Below are 15,051 nucleotides of genomic sequence, written 5' to 3'. Positions count from 1 at the left end.
CCGCCCGACTACAGCGAGACCTGGTGGAGCACGGCGCGCTCGAGCTCTCGGAGGTGGTCGCGGTCCACGACCTTCGACCCCGTGGCGGTGCGGACGTAGAAGGTGTCGACCGCCTCGTCACCGAGGGTGGAGATGCGGGCGGTGCGGATGTCGAGGTCCAGGTCCGCCAGCGCCCTCGTGATCCGGTACAGGCGACCGATGGCGTCGGGCGCACGGACCTCCACGACCGTCGACGTGCCCGAGGCCGTGTTGTCGATGCGCACCGTCGGTGCACCGAGCAGGGACGCACCGCGGGCAGGCCGGCGGGCGGTGCGCAGCCGCTCAGCCATTCGGGCTTCGAGGGCGATCCGGCCTTGGAGCGCCAATTCGACGTCGCGGGTGAGCGCGTCCCAGTCGATCCCCTGCGGGGGCGGGGACACGCGGAACCTCGACGCCGCCATCCCGGCGTCGTCGGAGGCGGCGTCGGCGGCAAGCACCCCCACCCCGCCGAGCGAGAGCGCCCCCGCCACCCGGCTGAGGGTGCCGGGACGGTCAGGTGCGACCACCGTGAGGACGAGGTCGACGCCCTGCACCACGGTGGCCCCGGCCTTCATCAGCTCGGCGACCTCCGGTGGGGGGAAGCCCTCCCCGATGCGCTCGGCGGCGACCCCGCCCCGCAGCACGTGGGCGGTGCGGTCCACCAGCTCGCCGACCAGCTCGGCCTTCCACGGCCCCCACGCCGAGGGCCCCGTCGCCAGCGCATCGGCCTCGGTGAGGGCGGCGAGCAGCTCCAGGACCTCGAGGGAGCCGACAGCGTCGGCGACGGCGACGATCACGTCGTCGTCGCTGAGGTCGCGCCGGGTGGCGACGTCGGGGAGCAGGAGGTGGTGTCGCACCAAGGCGACGAGGACGTCGACGTCGGCCGGCGGGAAGCCCATGCGATCCGCGATGGTGCCCATGAGCTCCATGCCGACCACGGTGTGGTCCCCGGGCCAGCCCTTGCCCAGGTCGTGCAGCCAGGCGCCGACGAGCAACAGGTCCGGGCGCCGGACGGTGGACACCAGGCGGGCGGCGTTGGCGGCGGCCTCGCACAGGTGGCGGTCGACGGTGAAGCGGTGGAGGGCGTTGCGCTGGGACTTCGAGCGCGTGGGCTCCCACTCGGGGAGGACCCGCTCGAGGATGCGGCGCTGGTCGAGCGCCTCGAGCACCCCGATGGCCGCACGACCGGTGCCGAGGAGCTCGACGAGGGCGAGGCGAGCCGCGTCGGGCCACCGCTCCGTGAGCACGGGGGCCTGTCCCGCGAGCCGGTCGAGCGTGGTGCGGTCGATTCGAGCGCCGTGGGCCGCGGCCGCAGCCCCCACGCGCAGGGCCAGCGACGCGTCCCCGGCCACGTCGGCCTCGTGGGTGATGTGCGCGCTGCCCTCCCGGACGACCACGCCCGGTCCGGCATGCCGCTCGCGACGGACGGCCCGACCGGAGGGTCCGGTGACGGCCGAGCGGAGGCGGGCCCACGTCTCGTCGGACCGCCACGCCACCACCCGGGCGGCCGCAGCCACCTGCGACATCAGGGCATCGGCGTCACCGAGGTCGAGTGCCCGCGCCACGTCGTCCTGTCGCTCCAGTAGGAGCACGTCGCTCGGGCGGCCCGTCAGGCGGTGCAGCTCCACACGCACGTCGAGGAGCAGCGCCTCGGCGGCGCCCACCGCACCGGCGTCGCCCTCCAGCAGCACCCGGCGCGCCGCCTCGGCCCACACCAGGGCGTGGACGTCGCGCAACCCGCCCCGCCCGTCCTTGATGTCCGGCTCGAGCAGGAACGCGACCTCCCCGGCAGCCAGATGGCGCTCGTCGACCCGGTCAGCGAGGCGGGCCAACCACCGCGAGCCGTGGGTCCGCCACTGCGCCAGCGCCCGCTCGGCCAGTCCGGTCGAGGTGGCGACCTCGCCAGCGAGGTGCCGCACGGAGAGCGATGCGGTGGCCGTCTCGAGGTCTTCCCCGGCCAGCGCCAGCGCGTGGCGTGGGCTGCGCACGGCATGTCCGAGCTTCACGCCGGCGTCCCAGATCGGGTACCAGAGGCGCTCGGCCACCTCGGCGACGTCGGACCGCCCGGTGTCGAGCAGCCATAGGTCGAGGTCGCTACCCGGCGCCAGCTCCCCACGTCCGTAACCGCCCACGGCCACGAGGGCGAGGCCGTCAGGGTCGCCGCCGCAGGCCGACTCGAAGAGGCCCACCACCCACCGGTCGGTCTCGGTGGCAAGCGCCCGGCACAGCGCCCGACCGCGCAGCGACCGGTCGGCGACGACCGCCTCGCGACCGCTCAGCGCTCCCTCGCCGCCGTCGCCGGGGTCGCCGGTAGGGGTCACGACGACGACGCCTCCGCCACCGCCTGGGCTGCCTTCCTGGCGGCGATCAGCACGGGATCCCACACAGGGGAGAACGGCGGCGCGTACGCCAGGTCGAGCTGCGTCATCGCCTCGACGGTCATCCGCGCGTGGAGGGCGGTGGCCACCACGTCGATGCGCTTGGCCGCCCCGCTCTTGCCCACGATCTGGGCGCCGAGGAGCCGTCCGCTGCCCTGCTCGGCGACGAGCTTCACGGTGATGGGGGACGCGCCGGGCAGGTAGCCGGCGCTGGTGGTGCTGTCGACGGTGACGGCATGGTGCTCGAACCCGTCGCGGGTGGCCTCCGCCTCGGTCAGGCCCGTGCGGGCCACCTCGGTGGCGCAGACCTGGACCGCAGCGGTGCCGACGACCCCGTCGAAGGTGGCGTACCCGCCGCCGATGTTGGTGCCGGCGACCCGGGCCGCCTTGTTGGCGACGGTGCCGAGGGCCACGTGCGTGCTGCGCCCGGAGACGAGGTGTCGCACCTCGCAGCAGTCACCGGCCGCCCACACGCCCTCGGCACTGGTCCGCTGACGGCGGTCGACGGCGATGGCGCCGCTGTCACCGAGCGCCACCCCGGCGTCGGCCGCGAGCTCGACGTTGGGCTCCACCCCCATGCCGAGGATCACCAGGTCAGCCGGCAGGTCGCCGGCACCGGTGTGGACGACACCGTCCTCGAAGGCCTCGACGATCGTGCCGCAGCGCACCTCGATGCCGTGGCTCCGCATGGCCGCGCTCACCAGCGCCCCCATGTCGGGGTCGAGGGTGCCCATGACCTGGGGGCCTCGCTCGACCACGACCACCGCGCTCCCCCGCCGGGCGAACGCCTCGGCCATCTCGAGGCCGATGTAGCCGCCGCCCACCACCACCACGTCCTGGCACGGCGTCCGCTCGGCGTACGACAGCAAGGCGGTGGCGTCGGCCAGCGTCTGGACGCCGTGCACGGAGTGCCCGTCGATCCCGGGCAGCGGTGGCCGGCGGGGGCGGGCGCCGAGACCGAGCATCAGGTGGTCGAAGCCGAGGCTGAAGGTCCTGCCGCGCTCGAGGTCGCGGACCTCCACCCGCCGGGAGCCAAGGTCGATGCCCACCGCCTCGTGCCGCGTGCGGACGTCGATCCGGGAGCGGTCGCGGTGCTCTTGCGGGGTGCGCACCACCAGGTCCGCGACGGCGCCCACCTCGCCCCCGACGAGGTAGGGGATGCCACAGGCCGAGTAGCTCGTGTGGGGGCCACGCTCGAGCGCCACGATGTCGAGGTCGCCGCGGAGGCGGCGGGCCTGCGACGCCGCGGCCATGCCGCCGGCATCGCCACCGATCACCACCAGCCGCTCGCCCACCGGACGAGGCTAGACCGCACCGTGAGGGTGCGGTCACCGACGGTGCACCACAATGGGCACCATGGCCGTGCGCCGCGACTGCCGCCACTACTCGACCCGTTCGACGACGGGCGGCGACGTGCTGCAGCGCTGCCGCCTCGACGCCAACGAGGAGATGCCCTTCGCCTGCCCCGAGGGCTGCCTCTTCTTCGAGCCACGCCCGATCACCGACGCCGGCTGGGAACGCGGCCTGGGCTGACCGCCCGGTCGGTCCGTCACCCGGGGCGGAGCACCTCGTCGAGATCGCGGAAGAAGCGTGACCTCGGGAGGGCGTCACACCCGGTCGCGGACGCGGCCTCGAGGAGGCCGACGTCGACGTGACTGGCGAAGCCGACCACCCGACCGGCGGCAGCCACGACCGCCGGCAGGGCCTCCAGCACGCCGGGCCGGGCGAGGTCCACCACCACCACGTCGGCCCCCTCGGCCATCGCCACGAGGCCGGCCACGTCACCAGCCGCCTCGACGCCCGGATGGGCGTCCAGCACGCGCGAGCGGTCCATCAGGTCCGGGACGTATGCCACGGCCCGCAACCCTCAGCCCTGCCCGAGGGTGCGCTTGTGTCCGTGGCGGGCGAGGTGGGAGCGGGCTCTCGCCGCCCCCCAGCGCAGACCGGGCTCGTGCAGCGCCGGGTCGACGTCGGCGAAGGTTCGGGGGGTGAGCCCGTATTGGTCGTGAGGGAAGTGGCGCTCGTCGAAGGCGTCCCGCACCACACCGGGGACCCCCGCCTCCCGCAGGACCGCCGTCGGGAAGCGGACGGCGTCACGGATCACGCCGAGCGGCGTCGTCGGCTGCTCGTCGGGGCCGGCGTCGGCCATCCGCCGCAGCTCCGCGCCGACCTCGTCGGCGGCTCGCCGCCCGGCCACCTCAGCCGCTTGGCTGACTTCGGCGGGGACCTCCCCCGCCCACGCCCGATGGAGCTCCCCGACCGACCGGACCACCCAACCCGGCAGCGCCGATTCGACACCCAGTGCCAGCTCCAGCGTCGCCACGCGCAGCTCGGCGTCCTCGGGCTGGTGGTTGGCGGCATGGTTGGCGGGCTGGTCCATCGCTGGCCATGCTGGCCGACATGGCCCCGGTCCGCACCTCCACGTCCCGGTGATCATCAGGGCCGTGTCGGTCTTCGAGGGCGTGGTGTACCACTGCTACGCCGTCGACACGTCCAACCCCTGCCGCCCGACGCTCGAGGTGGAGGCGCTGGTCCGCGACGGCGACGTCGACGCCGGCCCGCTGCTCGTCACCGTCGCCGACTACGCGGCCCTGGCCGGGGGACCCGAGGTCGTGGCGCCGTGCCTGATGGGGCTCCGCGAGCGTGGGCGCATCGTCGACCACCTCGGCGCCGCCCACCTGTCGTTCCCGTTCTGGACCCCGGTGGAGCTCGAGCACCGGTAGCGACTGGCTCAGCGGAAGGCGAGGCCCTCGAAGTCGCCGGACGAGCGCCACTCGTCGATGTAGCGGAAGAACGCCATGGCGCCCTGCGGGTAGCCGACGTTGAGCTTGGCGGCGGGGCCGGGGTCCTGGCCCTCGTTGTTGTAGTAGCCGGGGGTGCAGTCTGGCGAGCCCAGCATCCGTCCGCCGCCGGTGAGCAGGAGGTCGATCCAGGCCTGCTCGGCCTCCTCGGTCACCTCGACCTCGTCGAAGCCGTGGTCGAGGGCTTGCTTGACGACCGTGGCGATCGTCCGGCCCGACTCCGTGAGGTTGTGGGGGATGTTGGAGATGAGGTTGGCGCCCTGGGTCGGCTGGACGATGAAGGCGTTGGGGAAGCCGTGCACGTGGATGCCGTGCTTGGTGCGCATGCCGTCGGCCCAGTGCTCGGAGAGCTTCACCCCGTCGCGGCCGGTCAGGTCGTAGCCCGCCCGGCGGGTGTACTCGGTGCCGACCTCGAAGCCGGAGGCGTAGATGATGCAGTCGACCTCGTACTCCCGGCCGGCGGCGACCACCCCCCGCTCGGTGATCCTCTCGACGCCCTTGCCGTCGGTGTCGACGAGGTGGGTGCCGGGCTCGTTGAAGGCCTGGAGGTACTCGTCGTGGAAGCAGGGCCGCTTGCACAGCTGGCGGTACCACGCCTTGAGGTTCTCGGCGGTCTCTGGGTCCTCGACGATCGACTCCACCCGGGACCGGATCTCCTCCATCTTCTCGAAGTCGGAGTCCTCGAAGGCGGCGATCATCTTCTCGGGGGTCATGTCCTCGGGGGGCAGCGCCATGATCCTCTCGCGGATCCGCCGCGCCAGGTCGGTCCAGCCATCCATGACCAGGTCGTCCTCGACGAGGCCGCCGGTCTGGTTGGCGGTGAAGTTCTCGAGCCAGCGCTGCTGCCAGCCGGGCGTGGCGATCTCGGCGAACCACTCCGGGTCGGTCGGCCGGTTGTCGCGGACGTCGACCGACGACGGGGTCCGCTGGAAGACGTGGAGCTCCGCGCAGGCCCGGGCCAGGTGGGGCACGCACTGGATCGACGTCGCCCCCGTCCCGATGATGGCCACCCGCTTGTCGGCCAACCGCTCCATCGGGGCGCCGTGCGGGTCGCCCCCGGTGTAGTCGTAGTCCCAGCGGCTGGTGTGGAACGAATGACCCCCGAAGGTTGCGATCCCAGCGATGCCCGGGAGCTTGGGGACGTGCAGCGGCCCGGTGCCCATGGCGAGGAACTGGGCGGTGAAGGCGTCGCCCCGATTGGTGCGGATGAGCCACCGCGACGACGCCTCCTGCCACTCGAGGTCCTCGACCTCGGTGTGGAACAGGGCGTCGTCGTAGAGCCGGTAGTGCTTGCCGATGCGCTGGCAGTGCTCGAGGATCTCCGGGGCGCGGGCGTACTTCTCCGACGGCATGTGGCCCGTCTCCTCGAGCAGCGGCATGTACACGAACGACGCCGTGTCGCACTGTGCCCCCGGGTAGCGGTTCCAGTACCACGTCCCCCCGAAGTCACCACCCTTCTCGATGATGCGGACGTCGTCGACCCCCGCCTCCTTCAGCCGGGCGCCGGTCACCAGGCCGGCGAAACCGCCACCGATGAACGCAACCGTCACGTGGTCCGTCAGCGGTGCACGCTCGGCCACGGGCGTGTAGGGGTCGTCGAGGTAGTGGGCCAGCTGGCCGGTGATGCGCAGGTACTGGTCGTTGCCGTCGGGCCGCAGGCGCTTGTCGCGCTCGTGGAGGTACTTCTGCCGGAGCGCCTCCTTGTCGATGGGAGCGCTGTCGGGCGTGGTGGGACCGGTGGTGGCCGTCATGGGTGCTCCAGCTGGACTCGAGGGACTCGGCGACGACCGAGGGGTCGCGCACGTGGTAACCAATTTATCGCGTCGGACCACCGATCGTGGCGTTGAGGTTGCCGGAGCGGAATCCCTCGAGATCGAGGGTCACGTAGCGGTAGCCCGCCGACCGGACGGCGTCGACCACCTCGACCCGGCGGGCGAGCACCGCGTCGAGCTCGTCGAGCGGGAGCTCGAGGCGGGCGAGGTCGCCGTAGTGGCGGACCCGGAGCTGGAGGAACCCCAGGCTGCGCAGCGCCGACTCGGCCGCCGCCACCTCCGCCAGCACGCCGATCGTGACGGCGGTGCCGTAGGGGACGCGGGACGCCAGGCAGGCGGCAGCCGGCTTGTCCCACGTCCGCAGGCCGAGGTCGCGCGAGGCGGCCCGGACGTCGGCCTTCGTGAACCCGGCGTCGACCAGCGGGAACGCGGCGCCGCGCTCGGCGGCTGCCAGCTGCCCCGGCCGGTGGTCGCCGAGATCGTCGACGTTGACGCCGAGGACCACGGTGGCACCCTCGTCGTCGGCGATGGGCCCGGCCACGGCCATCAGCTCGGCCTTGCAGTGGTAGCAGCGCTCCCCGTCGTTGGCGGCGTAGGCGGGGTTGGCCAGCTCGTCGGTCTCGACGGGGGTCCAGCGCAGGCCCCACTCACGGGCGAGCTGGGCGCAGTCGCCCTCCTCCTCCGGTGCGAGCGAGGGTGAGACCGCCGTGACCGAATGAACCCGGTGCGGGCCGAGGGTGTCGTTTGCCACCCAGGCGAGCAGGGACGAGTCGGCCCCCCCGCTGAAGGCCACCACCACGCGGTCGAGCTCGCGCAGGCGGTCCCGGAGGGCGTCGATCCGCTCGGTGACGTCGGTGGGCACGCCGTGATGATGCCTCGTGGCACCGGTGGGCCCAAGCCCCGACCCACCACTACACTGCGCCCGCTTGTCTGCGCCACGCCTCCTCCCTCCCCTCCTCCTCGCTGCGCTGTCGGTGCTCCTCCTCGTGGCCGCCCCCTCGCATGCCCAGGAGGAGGCCCCAGGCGACCCGGCCGAGACCGACGTGGGAGAAGCGCCGCAGGCCGACACCGACGGTGACGACACCGACGTCGATGAGGTCACCTCGGTCGGGGGTACCCTGCGCTCCGGCGACGACGAGCCCATCGCCGGCGTCGACATCACCGTCAGCGACCTCGACGGCAACGAGGTGGGTGCCGCGACCACCGCCGACGACGGTTCGTGGAGCATCGAGCTCCCCGGGGGCGGCCGCTACGTCGTGACGCTCGACCAGGAGACCCTCCCCGACGATGTCACCCTCCGCGACCCCGAGCGCGACTCCGTCGAGCGCAACGTGCGCACCGGCCGCGAGACGACCGCCATCTTCCAGTTCGGGGAGGGTGCCCGCACCGGCACCGCCACCCTCGACCGCATCGCCCAGGCCGCCCTCACCGGGCTGCGTCTCGGCCTCATCATCGCCATGGCGTCAATCGGCCTCTCGCTGATCTTCGGTACCAGCGGGCTGATCAACTTCGCCCACGGCGAGCTGGTCACCTTCGGTGCCGTGGTGGCGTGGTACCTCAACCTGCAGGGGCCCGAGCTCCACCTCCTGGCAGCCGCCGCCATCGCCATCGTGATCGCGGGTGGCCTCGGTGCCGGGCTGGAGAAGGGCCTGTGGCAGCCCCTGCGCGCCCGCAAGCTGGGTCTGTTCCAGCTGCTGGTCATCAGCATCGGCCTCTCGCTCGTGCTCCGCCACGGCATCCAGCTGTTCTTCGGCGGCGGACGCCGCCGCTACACCGACTTCGTGATCCAGGAGCGCCTCAGCTGGGGCCCGCTGTCGATCACCGAGCGCGACATCTGGATCATGGTGATCTCGACCGTGGTGCTCGTCGCCGTTGCTGTCTGCCTGCAGCGCACCCGGATGGGCAAGGCCATGCGGGCCGTGTCGGACAACGTCGACCTGGCCGAGTCGTCCGGCATCGACGTGAAGCGCGTCCTGCTCTTCGTCTGGGTGGCAGGCGCGGGCCTGGCCGCCTCGGGCGGCATCCTCCTCGGCACCACCGAGTCGGTGAGCTACCTCATGGGCTTCCGGCTGTTGTTGCTCATGTTCGCCGCCGTCATCCTCGGCGGGCTGGGCACCGCCTACGGCGCCATGGTGGGTGCCATCGTGATCGGCCTCGTGACCGAGATCAGCGTCGTCTGGTTCTCCCCCGAGCTGAAGCTGGTCTTCGCCCTCTTCGCCCTGATCATCGTGCTCCTGGTGCGACCGCAGGGCATCCTCGGCATGAAGGAGCGGCTGGGCTAGCGATGGACCTCTCTACGATCCTCGGCAACGCCTTCCGGGCGGCGATGGGCCCGGAGGCCGCGGTCTACGCCCTGGCGGCGATCGGCCTCAACCTGCACTACGGCTTCACCGGCCTCCTCAACTTCGGGATGGTCGGGTTCATGCTCGTCGGCGCCTACGGCGTCGGCATCAGCGTGGCCACCTTCGGCTGGTCGATGTGGGTCGGCATCGGCGTCGGCCTCGCCGGCTGCGTGGTGCTGGCCCTCGCCATGGGCCTGCCCACCCTGCGGCTGCGCTCCGACTACTTCGCCATCACCACCATCGCCGTCGCCGAGATCCTCCGCCTGGTGGTCCGCTCGGCCCCCGCCGACCCCCTCACCGGCTCGGTCTTCGGCCTCCAGGGCATCGCCGTCGAGTTCTACCGGCTCAACCCCATCCCCCGGGGCCGCCACGGCATCGGCGTCCTCAGCTTCCCCCACACCCAGCTCTGGGCCCTGCTCGTCACCTGGGCCGTCGTGGCCCTGGCCACCATCCTCATCGTGCTGCTGGTGCGCAGCCCGTGGGGCCGGGTCCTCAAGTCGATCCGGGAAGACGAGGACGCGGCGCGCAGCCTGGGCAAGAACGTCTTCGCCTACAAGATGCAGAGCCTGGTGGTCGGCGGCCTCATCGGCGGCATGGCCGGCATCATGTTCGCCATCACCCCCTCGGCGGTGAACGCCGACGCCTTCCGGCCCCAGGTCACCTTCTTCGCCTACGCCATCCTCATCCTCGGCGGGGCCGCCACCCGCATGGGCCCCATCGTGGGTGCCGTGCTGTTCTGGTTCCTGATCGCCGGCGTGCAGTCGTTCTTGCGCGAGGCAGCGGGCACCGACTGGCTGCCCGACCTGCTGTCGGGCTCGGAGGCCGTGGGTGCGGTCAGCATCGGCCTCGTGGGCCTCGGCCTCATGCTGCTGATGATCTTCAGACCGCAGGGCATCTTCGGCGACAAGGACGAGATGAGGCTCGATGCCTGACGTCGCCCTCGCCCGCGATGCCCTCCGCGACGTCGAGCCCGTCCCGGGCGTGGCCAAACCCGATCCCATCCTGGTCGTCGATGGCATCCGCCGGTCGTTCGGCGGTCTGATGGCCGTCGACATCGATCACCTGGAGATCCAGCGGGGCGTCATCACCGCCCTCATCGGCCCCAACGGCGCCGGCAAGACCACGCTGTTCAACCTCCTCACTGGCTTCGACCGTCCGAGCGCGGGTCGCTGGGTCTTCGACGGCCAGGACGTGACCAGGTTGCCGCCCCACCGGGTGGCCCGAGCGGGCATGGTGCGCACCTTCCAGCTCACCAAGGCACTGTCGCGCCTCACCGTCCTCGACAACATGAAGCTCGGCGGCACCGGCCAGCGCGGCGAGCGCTTCTTCTCCGCACTCGCCCGGCCCCTGTGGCGCGACCAGGAGCACGACATCGAGGAGCGGGCCGACGAGCTACTGGTGCGGTTCACGCTCGACCACATGCGCGACGAGCTGGCGGGCACGCTCTCCGGTGGGCAGCGCAAGCTGCTGGAGATGGCCCGGGCCCTCATGGTGGAGCCGTCACTGGTGATGCTCGACGAGCCCATGGCGGGCGTGAACCCGGCGCTCACGCAGTCACTGCTCGGCCACGTCACCGGCCTGCGCGACGAGGGCATGTCGGTGGTCTACGTCGAGCACGACATGGACGTCGTCATGGACATCAGCGACTGGATCGTCTGCCTGGCGCGCGGTGTCGTCATCGCCGAGGGTCCCCCTGAGGCGGTGGCGGCCGACCCCGCCGTCATCGAGGCCTACCTCGGTACCAGCTACCGCGACCCCGCCGAGGGCGCCGAGGAGACCACATGACCACCACCGACGGCGCCGTCGCCACCCCCATCCTCGCCGCCGAGTCCCTCGTGGCCGGCTACATCCCCGGCGTCGACATCCTCAACGGCTGCAACCTCGAGCTGGCCGAGGGCGAGATCGTGGGCATCATCGGCCCCAACGGCGCCGGCAAGTCGACCTTGCTCAAGGCGATCTTCGGGCTCGTGCCCGTCCGCACGGGAGCCGTGCGCCTCCGGGGCGAGGTCATCACCAACCTGCCCGCCCACTCGCTGGTGTCGAAGGGCGTGGGCTACGTGCCCCAGACCCAAAACGTCTTCCCCAGCCTCACCATCGCCGAGAACCTCGAGATGGGCGCCTACCTGCGCCCAAAGGGCCTCAAGGAACGCCTCGAGCTCGTTGCCGACCTCTTCCCGCTCCTCGCCGAGCGGTCGGGTCAACGGTGCAGCGCGCTCTCCGGTGGCGAGCGCCAGATGGTGGCGATGGCCCGCGCCCTGATGATGGACCCGAGCGTGCTCCTCCTCGACGAACCCTCGGCCGGCCTCTCCCCCGCCTTCCAGGACCAGGTGTTCACGCGGGTGCGGGAGATCAACGAGGCCGGCGTCTCGATCATCATGGTCGAGCAAAACGCCAGCCGCTGCCTCCAGGTCAGCCACCGGGGCTATGTGCTCGACCAGGGCACCAACGCCTACACCGGCACGGGCACCGAGCTGTTGGAGGATCCCAAGGTGATCGAGCTCTACCTGGGGACGCTCGCGCGGTCTCGGTAGCGGGGCGGTCGGCGGGTTCCGGTAGCGGGGCCTGTCACCGACGGAACCCTCCCACCCTCCGCAAGCTCCGGGCGGGGCCCTTCCGTTCGGTGCCACCCGCTACCTCGCTTGGGTCGGCGTCCCCAGGTTTCGTCGGGGGATGTTGAGCGGTCTCGGCTTCGCCGAGGCCTCTTGTTGGGGCTTCGCCGAGGCCTCTCCTCTTGTCCTGAAAATGGCTGAGGGGCCCGGTCTCCCGGGCCCCTCAGGTGTTCTCTTCGGTGGTGCTGGGTTTGGCTAGAGGGCGGTGACGTCGACGTCCTGGTCGTCGATGATCACGAGCTCACCGTCCTGGAACTGACCGATGGCGTAGCGGCCCACGGTGGGGTCGCCGTTGTCGTCGAGCTCGAGGGGGCCGGAGGCACCGTTGTAGTTGATGTCCTCCTCGCCGTCTTCGATGAGCTGCTTGCACTCCTCGAAGGTCTCGCACTCGGTTCCGCCCCGGGTGATGTCGAAGACGGCGTCCATGAACTCCGCGCCGTCGGTGCTACCGCTGATCTCGGCGGCGAGGGCGATGATGATGGCGCAGTCGTAGACCTGACCGGCGTAGATGTAGTTCCCGGCGCTCACGTCGCCCGCCAGTCGCTCATTGAACTCCGCACCACCGGCGGCACCGATGACCTTCATGCCGTCGACGACGTTGGGGTCGCTCGGGTCGACCCCCTCGATGGTGGCGGGGCCGAAGATGCCGTCGCCGCCGTACATCTGGTCGGCGCTGATCCCTGCCTCCAACAGGCCGGCGATCAACGGGAAGCCCTCGCCGAAGGAGATGACCACCACAGCGTCGGGGTTGGCATCGGTGATCTGGCTGACCTCGGCGTCGAAGGTGGTGGCGTCGGGGTCGTAGGTGACGTTGGCTGCCACGGTGGCGCCGAGCTCGTCGAGAGCACCCTCGACCAGGGTGGCCAGGGCGGTGCCGTAGTCATCGGCGCGGGCCACGATCACGACGTTCTCGTGGCCGTCGCCGGCGACCTCGTCGGCGATGATCGGGGCCACGGCTTCGTCGGGCGGCACAGTGCGGAAGTAGTAGTCGGCGTTGGCCTGGCCGGTGAAGGCCGGCGAGGTGTTCGAGCCCGAGCACTGCGGGATCTGGTTGTCGGACAGCAGCTGGATGATCGCCTGCGACATGCCCGACGCCGCCGCGCCGACGATGGCGTTGGCGCCCTGGCCGAGGATGCGCTGGGCAGCTTCGCGGGCGAGGGCCTCGTCGCCGGCCTCGTCGCCCTGGAGCAGCGTGACGTCGTTGCCGAGCACGCCGCCGGCGGCGTTGATGTCGTTGATGGCCAGCTGGATGGCGGCGATCTGGGGCTCACCCAGGCCGGCCTCGGCGAGGCCGCCGGTCTCGGGCAGGATCGCACCGATGATCAGGCCCTCGGCCACGGGCTGGACGTCGATGTCGTCGTCGGCCGCGGTCGTCGTCGTGCCGTCCGCGGTGTCGTCGTCATCGTCACCGCAGGCTGCGGCCACGAGGCCGAGCACAGCGAACAACGCCAGAAGGCGCAACCACCTGTTGGATCGCATATGTGGGGATTCCTCTCATGTCGGCGGCGACGCGGATCTCCACGCCCCCGGGCTGCAGGGCAGCCGCTCTCAGCGCGCATCCTAGGCCGAGATGGCCCGCAGATGAACGGATCCCGTCATCCAGCTGCTGGGGTGGTTCCGTATCGGGCCCCTGCCGGTCGCCGGCACGGCGCCGGGCTCACCGGAGGCCGGCGCGGACCAGGACCTCGCTGAGGGGGGCGACGAGCCCCGTGTAGAACGGCCCGAACTCGGCGTAGGTGGTGGAGGCCTCGTCGAAGCGCATGGTGTAGACGCACTCCTTGAGGTCGTCGATGTGGGTGCCGAACAGCGACACGCCCCACTCCCAGTCGTCGAGGCCGGTGGAGCCGGTGACGAGCTGCACGATCCGCCCGGCGAACTTCCGGCCGGAGGCGCCGTGGGCGTACATCAGCTCGAGGCGCTCTTCGTAGGGCAGGGCGTACCAGTTCTGCCCCACCGCCCTGCGCTTGGACATCGGGTAGAAGCAGAACACCGGCTTGTCCTCGGGCGGCAGGACCGGCCGCAGGCGGGCGGTGCGCTGCGCCTCGGGCACACCCTTCGAGTACTCCGACAGCTCGGTGAGCGAGACGTAGGAGTCGGCGAGCTCGAGACCGGCAGCCTGCAGGTCGGTCTGCAGCGCCCGGAGGCGCCAGAGGTCGGGCCCGATGGCGAGGAAGCCGAGGTCGGCCTTGTGGCCGAGGACGGCGAAGGGCACCACCTGGTGGTCGTCACCCGTCGCAGCCTTCACCGCGGTGGTGACCCCATCGGCGTCGGCGCCGGGGCCGCGCTTGCAGAACAGGTGGAGGACGCCCCACCCCACGGACGGCATGATCGGCTTGCTCATGGCGGTCAGGCTACGACGCCGGCAGGCGAGGGCCGACGTCAGTGCCCGAGGAAGTAGCCGGGCGAGGAGGCCGAGTGCCCCGCGGGGCACTCCGTTGGGCTCAGGCGGCTCGCACCTCCTCGGCATCGCTCGGACGCAGCAGGAAGGTCGGAGAATTCACTGGCCCGGCTGAGCCAGGGGCGCGTATCGTCCGGTCCGTGCGCTACAGCTTCGTCGGCTCCAGTCTGATGATGCGGCCCCGGACGGGGCCGGGTTCGCGCACGTACCTGTAGCGATCCGCACGGCCTCGGGGACACCGAGGCCGCCAATGACGGACTCGCCGGCGTTCTCCGAGGCTTCAACCTTGGAGGCACCTGTGGCCACGAACTACGTGACGGTGGCGATTCCCTACGTGAACGCCGACCCGCATCTCGGCTACGCCTACGAGCTCATCCTGGCCGACGTTCACGCGCGGGCAAGCCGCCTCGAAGGCACCGCCACGCGATTCCTCGGTGGCACGGACGACTACTCCCTCAAGAACGTCCTCGCCGCAGAGGACGCTGGAGTCGCGGTCCGCACCTTCGTCGACGCGCACGCACGACGCTTCGAGGGTCTTCGCGACCCGCTGGGACTCAGCTTCGATGATTTCATCCGGACCAGCGCAGATCCTCGCCACGTCCCAGCCGTGCAGCGACTGTGGGCCGCGGCAGCCTTGAACGAAGACCTGTACAAGCAGCCCTACACAGGCGACTACTGCGTGGGATGCGAGCGGTTCTACACACGCGACGAGCTCGACGACGGCCGCTGCCCC

General features: G+C 71.5%; 15 protein-coding genes. 7 read left to right on the top strand and 8 right to left on the bottom strand.

Annotated elements, in window-relative coordinates:
- Nucleotides 1-8 precede the first annotated feature (8 nt).
- Nucleotides 9-2,339 (bottom strand): [protein-PII] uridylyltransferase, encoded by a 2,331-nt coding sequence (locus tag VMN58_11900; protein HUF33898.1) that lies wholly within the window; start codon nucleotides 2,337-2,339, stop codon nucleotides 9-11.
- Nucleotides 2,336-3,691, bottom strand: a complete 1,356-nt coding sequence (locus tag VMN58_11895) for an FAD-dependent oxidoreductase (protein ID HUF33897.1) — start codon at nucleotides 3,689-3,691, stop codon at nucleotides 2,336-2,338. The genes VMN58_11900 and VMN58_11895 overlap by 4 nt, the downstream gene beginning before the upstream one ends.
- Nucleotides 3,692-3,752: 61 nt before the next feature.
- On the opposite strand from VMN58_11895, the gene VMN58_11890 reads away from it, so the two are divergent.
- Nucleotides 3,753-3,929, top strand: a complete 177-nt coding sequence (locus tag VMN58_11890) for a hypothetical protein (GenBank protein ID HUF33896.1) — start codon at nucleotides 3,753-3,755, stop codon at nucleotides 3,927-3,929.
- Nucleotides 3,930-3,945: 16 nt separating this feature from the next.
- On the opposite strand, the gene VMN58_11885 is transcribed toward VMN58_11890, so the two are convergent.
- Complete coding sequence (locus tag VMN58_11885) at nucleotides 3,946-4,251, bottom strand: hypothetical protein (GenBank protein ID HUF33895.1); 306 nt, start codon at nucleotides 4,249-4,251, stop codon at nucleotides 3,946-3,948.
- 12 nt (nucleotides 4,252-4,263) lie between these two features.
- Nucleotides 4,264-4,776, bottom strand: a complete 513-nt coding sequence (locus VMN58_11880) for a hypothetical protein (protein ID HUF33894.1) — start codon at nucleotides 4,774-4,776, stop codon at nucleotides 4,264-4,266.
- A gap of 64 nt (nucleotides 4,777-4,840) precedes the next feature.
- Between VMN58_11880 and VMN58_11875 the strand changes: the two genes are divergently transcribed.
- On the top strand, nucleotides 4,841-5,119 hold the full coding sequence (locus VMN58_11875; protein ID HUF33893.1) for a hypothetical protein: 279 nt from the start codon (nucleotides 4,841-4,843) through the stop codon (nucleotides 5,117-5,119).
- A gap of 8 nt (nucleotides 5,120-5,127) precedes the next feature.
- Here the strand turns inward: VMN58_11875 and VMN58_11870 are convergent, their stop codons facing one another.
- Nucleotides 5,128-6,948, bottom strand: a complete 1,821-nt coding sequence (locus tag VMN58_11870) for an NAD(P)/FAD-dependent oxidoreductase (protein HUF33892.1) — start codon at nucleotides 6,946-6,948, stop codon at nucleotides 5,128-5,130.
- Nucleotides 6,949-7,012: 64 nt separating this feature from the next.
- The gene (gene larE, locus VMN58_11865) at nucleotides 7,013-7,831 is read right to left on the bottom strand and encodes an ATP-dependent sacrificial sulfur transferase LarE (GenBank protein HUF33891.1); all 819 of its coding nucleotides are present in this window, start codon (nucleotides 7,829-7,831) and stop codon (nucleotides 7,013-7,015) included.
- Nucleotides 7,832-7,895: 64 nt separating this feature from the next.
- Here larE and VMN58_11860 point away from each other — a divergent pair, with 64 nt between their 5' ends.
- The 4 genes from VMN58_11860 to VMN58_11845 are packed head-to-tail and all read left to right on the top strand — an operon-like array spanning nucleotide 7,896 to nucleotide 11,842.
- The gene (locus VMN58_11860) at nucleotides 7,896-9,251 is read left to right on the top strand and encodes a branched-chain amino acid ABC transporter permease (GenBank protein ID HUF33890.1); all 1,356 of its coding nucleotides are present in this window, start codon (nucleotides 7,896-7,898) and stop codon (nucleotides 9,249-9,251) included.
- A gap of 2 nt (nucleotides 9,252-9,253) precedes the next feature.
- Nucleotides 9,254-10,243 (top strand): branched-chain amino acid ABC transporter permease, encoded by a 990-nt coding sequence (locus VMN58_11855; GenBank protein HUF33889.1) that lies wholly within the window; start codon nucleotides 9,254-9,256, stop codon nucleotides 10,241-10,243.
- Nucleotides 10,236-11,096: an ABC transporter ATP-binding protein gene (locus tag VMN58_11850; protein HUF33888.1), complete on the top strand. Its 861-nt coding sequence runs from the start codon at nucleotides 10,236-10,238 to the stop codon at nucleotides 11,094-11,096. The genes VMN58_11855 and VMN58_11850 overlap by 8 nt, the downstream gene beginning before the upstream one ends.
- Nucleotides 11,093-11,842 carry an ABC transporter ATP-binding protein gene (locus tag VMN58_11845; protein HUF33887.1) on the top strand — a complete coding sequence of 250 codons (750 nt, stop codon included), beginning with the start codon at nucleotides 11,093-11,095 and terminating at the stop codon, nucleotides 11,840-11,842. The genes VMN58_11850 and VMN58_11845 overlap by 4 nt, the downstream gene beginning before the upstream one ends.
- Before the next feature lie 273 nt (nucleotides 11,843-12,115).
- Here the strand turns inward: VMN58_11845 and VMN58_11840 are convergent, their stop codons facing one another.
- Together VMN58_11840 and VMN58_11835 are read right to left on the bottom strand one after the other, a co-directional pair.
- Entirely contained in the window at nucleotides 12,116-13,399 is a 1,284-nt protein-coding gene (locus VMN58_11840) for an ABC transporter substrate-binding protein (protein ID HUF33886.1), read from the bottom strand.
- A 178-nt stretch (nucleotides 13,400-13,577) separates the two neighbouring features.
- The gene (locus tag VMN58_11835) at nucleotides 13,578-14,261 is read right to left on the bottom strand and encodes a chlorite dismutase family protein (GenBank protein HUF33885.1); all 684 of its coding nucleotides are present in this window, start codon (nucleotides 14,259-14,261) and stop codon (nucleotides 13,578-13,580) included.
- A 307-nt stretch (nucleotides 14,262-14,568) separates the two neighbouring features.
- Between VMN58_11835 and VMN58_11830 the strand changes: the two genes are divergently transcribed.
- On the top strand, nucleotides 14,569-15,051 hold a 483-nt coding region (locus VMN58_11830; protein HUF33884.1), incomplete at its 3' end, for a class I tRNA ligase family protein.

The sequence above is a fragment of the Acidimicrobiales bacterium genome (assembly GCA_035512495.1).
In the GTDB taxonomy this organism is placed as follows: Bacteria; Actinomycetota; Acidimicrobiia; order Acidimicrobiales; family CADCSY01; genus DATKDW01.
This window is presented reverse-complemented; position numbering and strand designations above follow the sequence as displayed.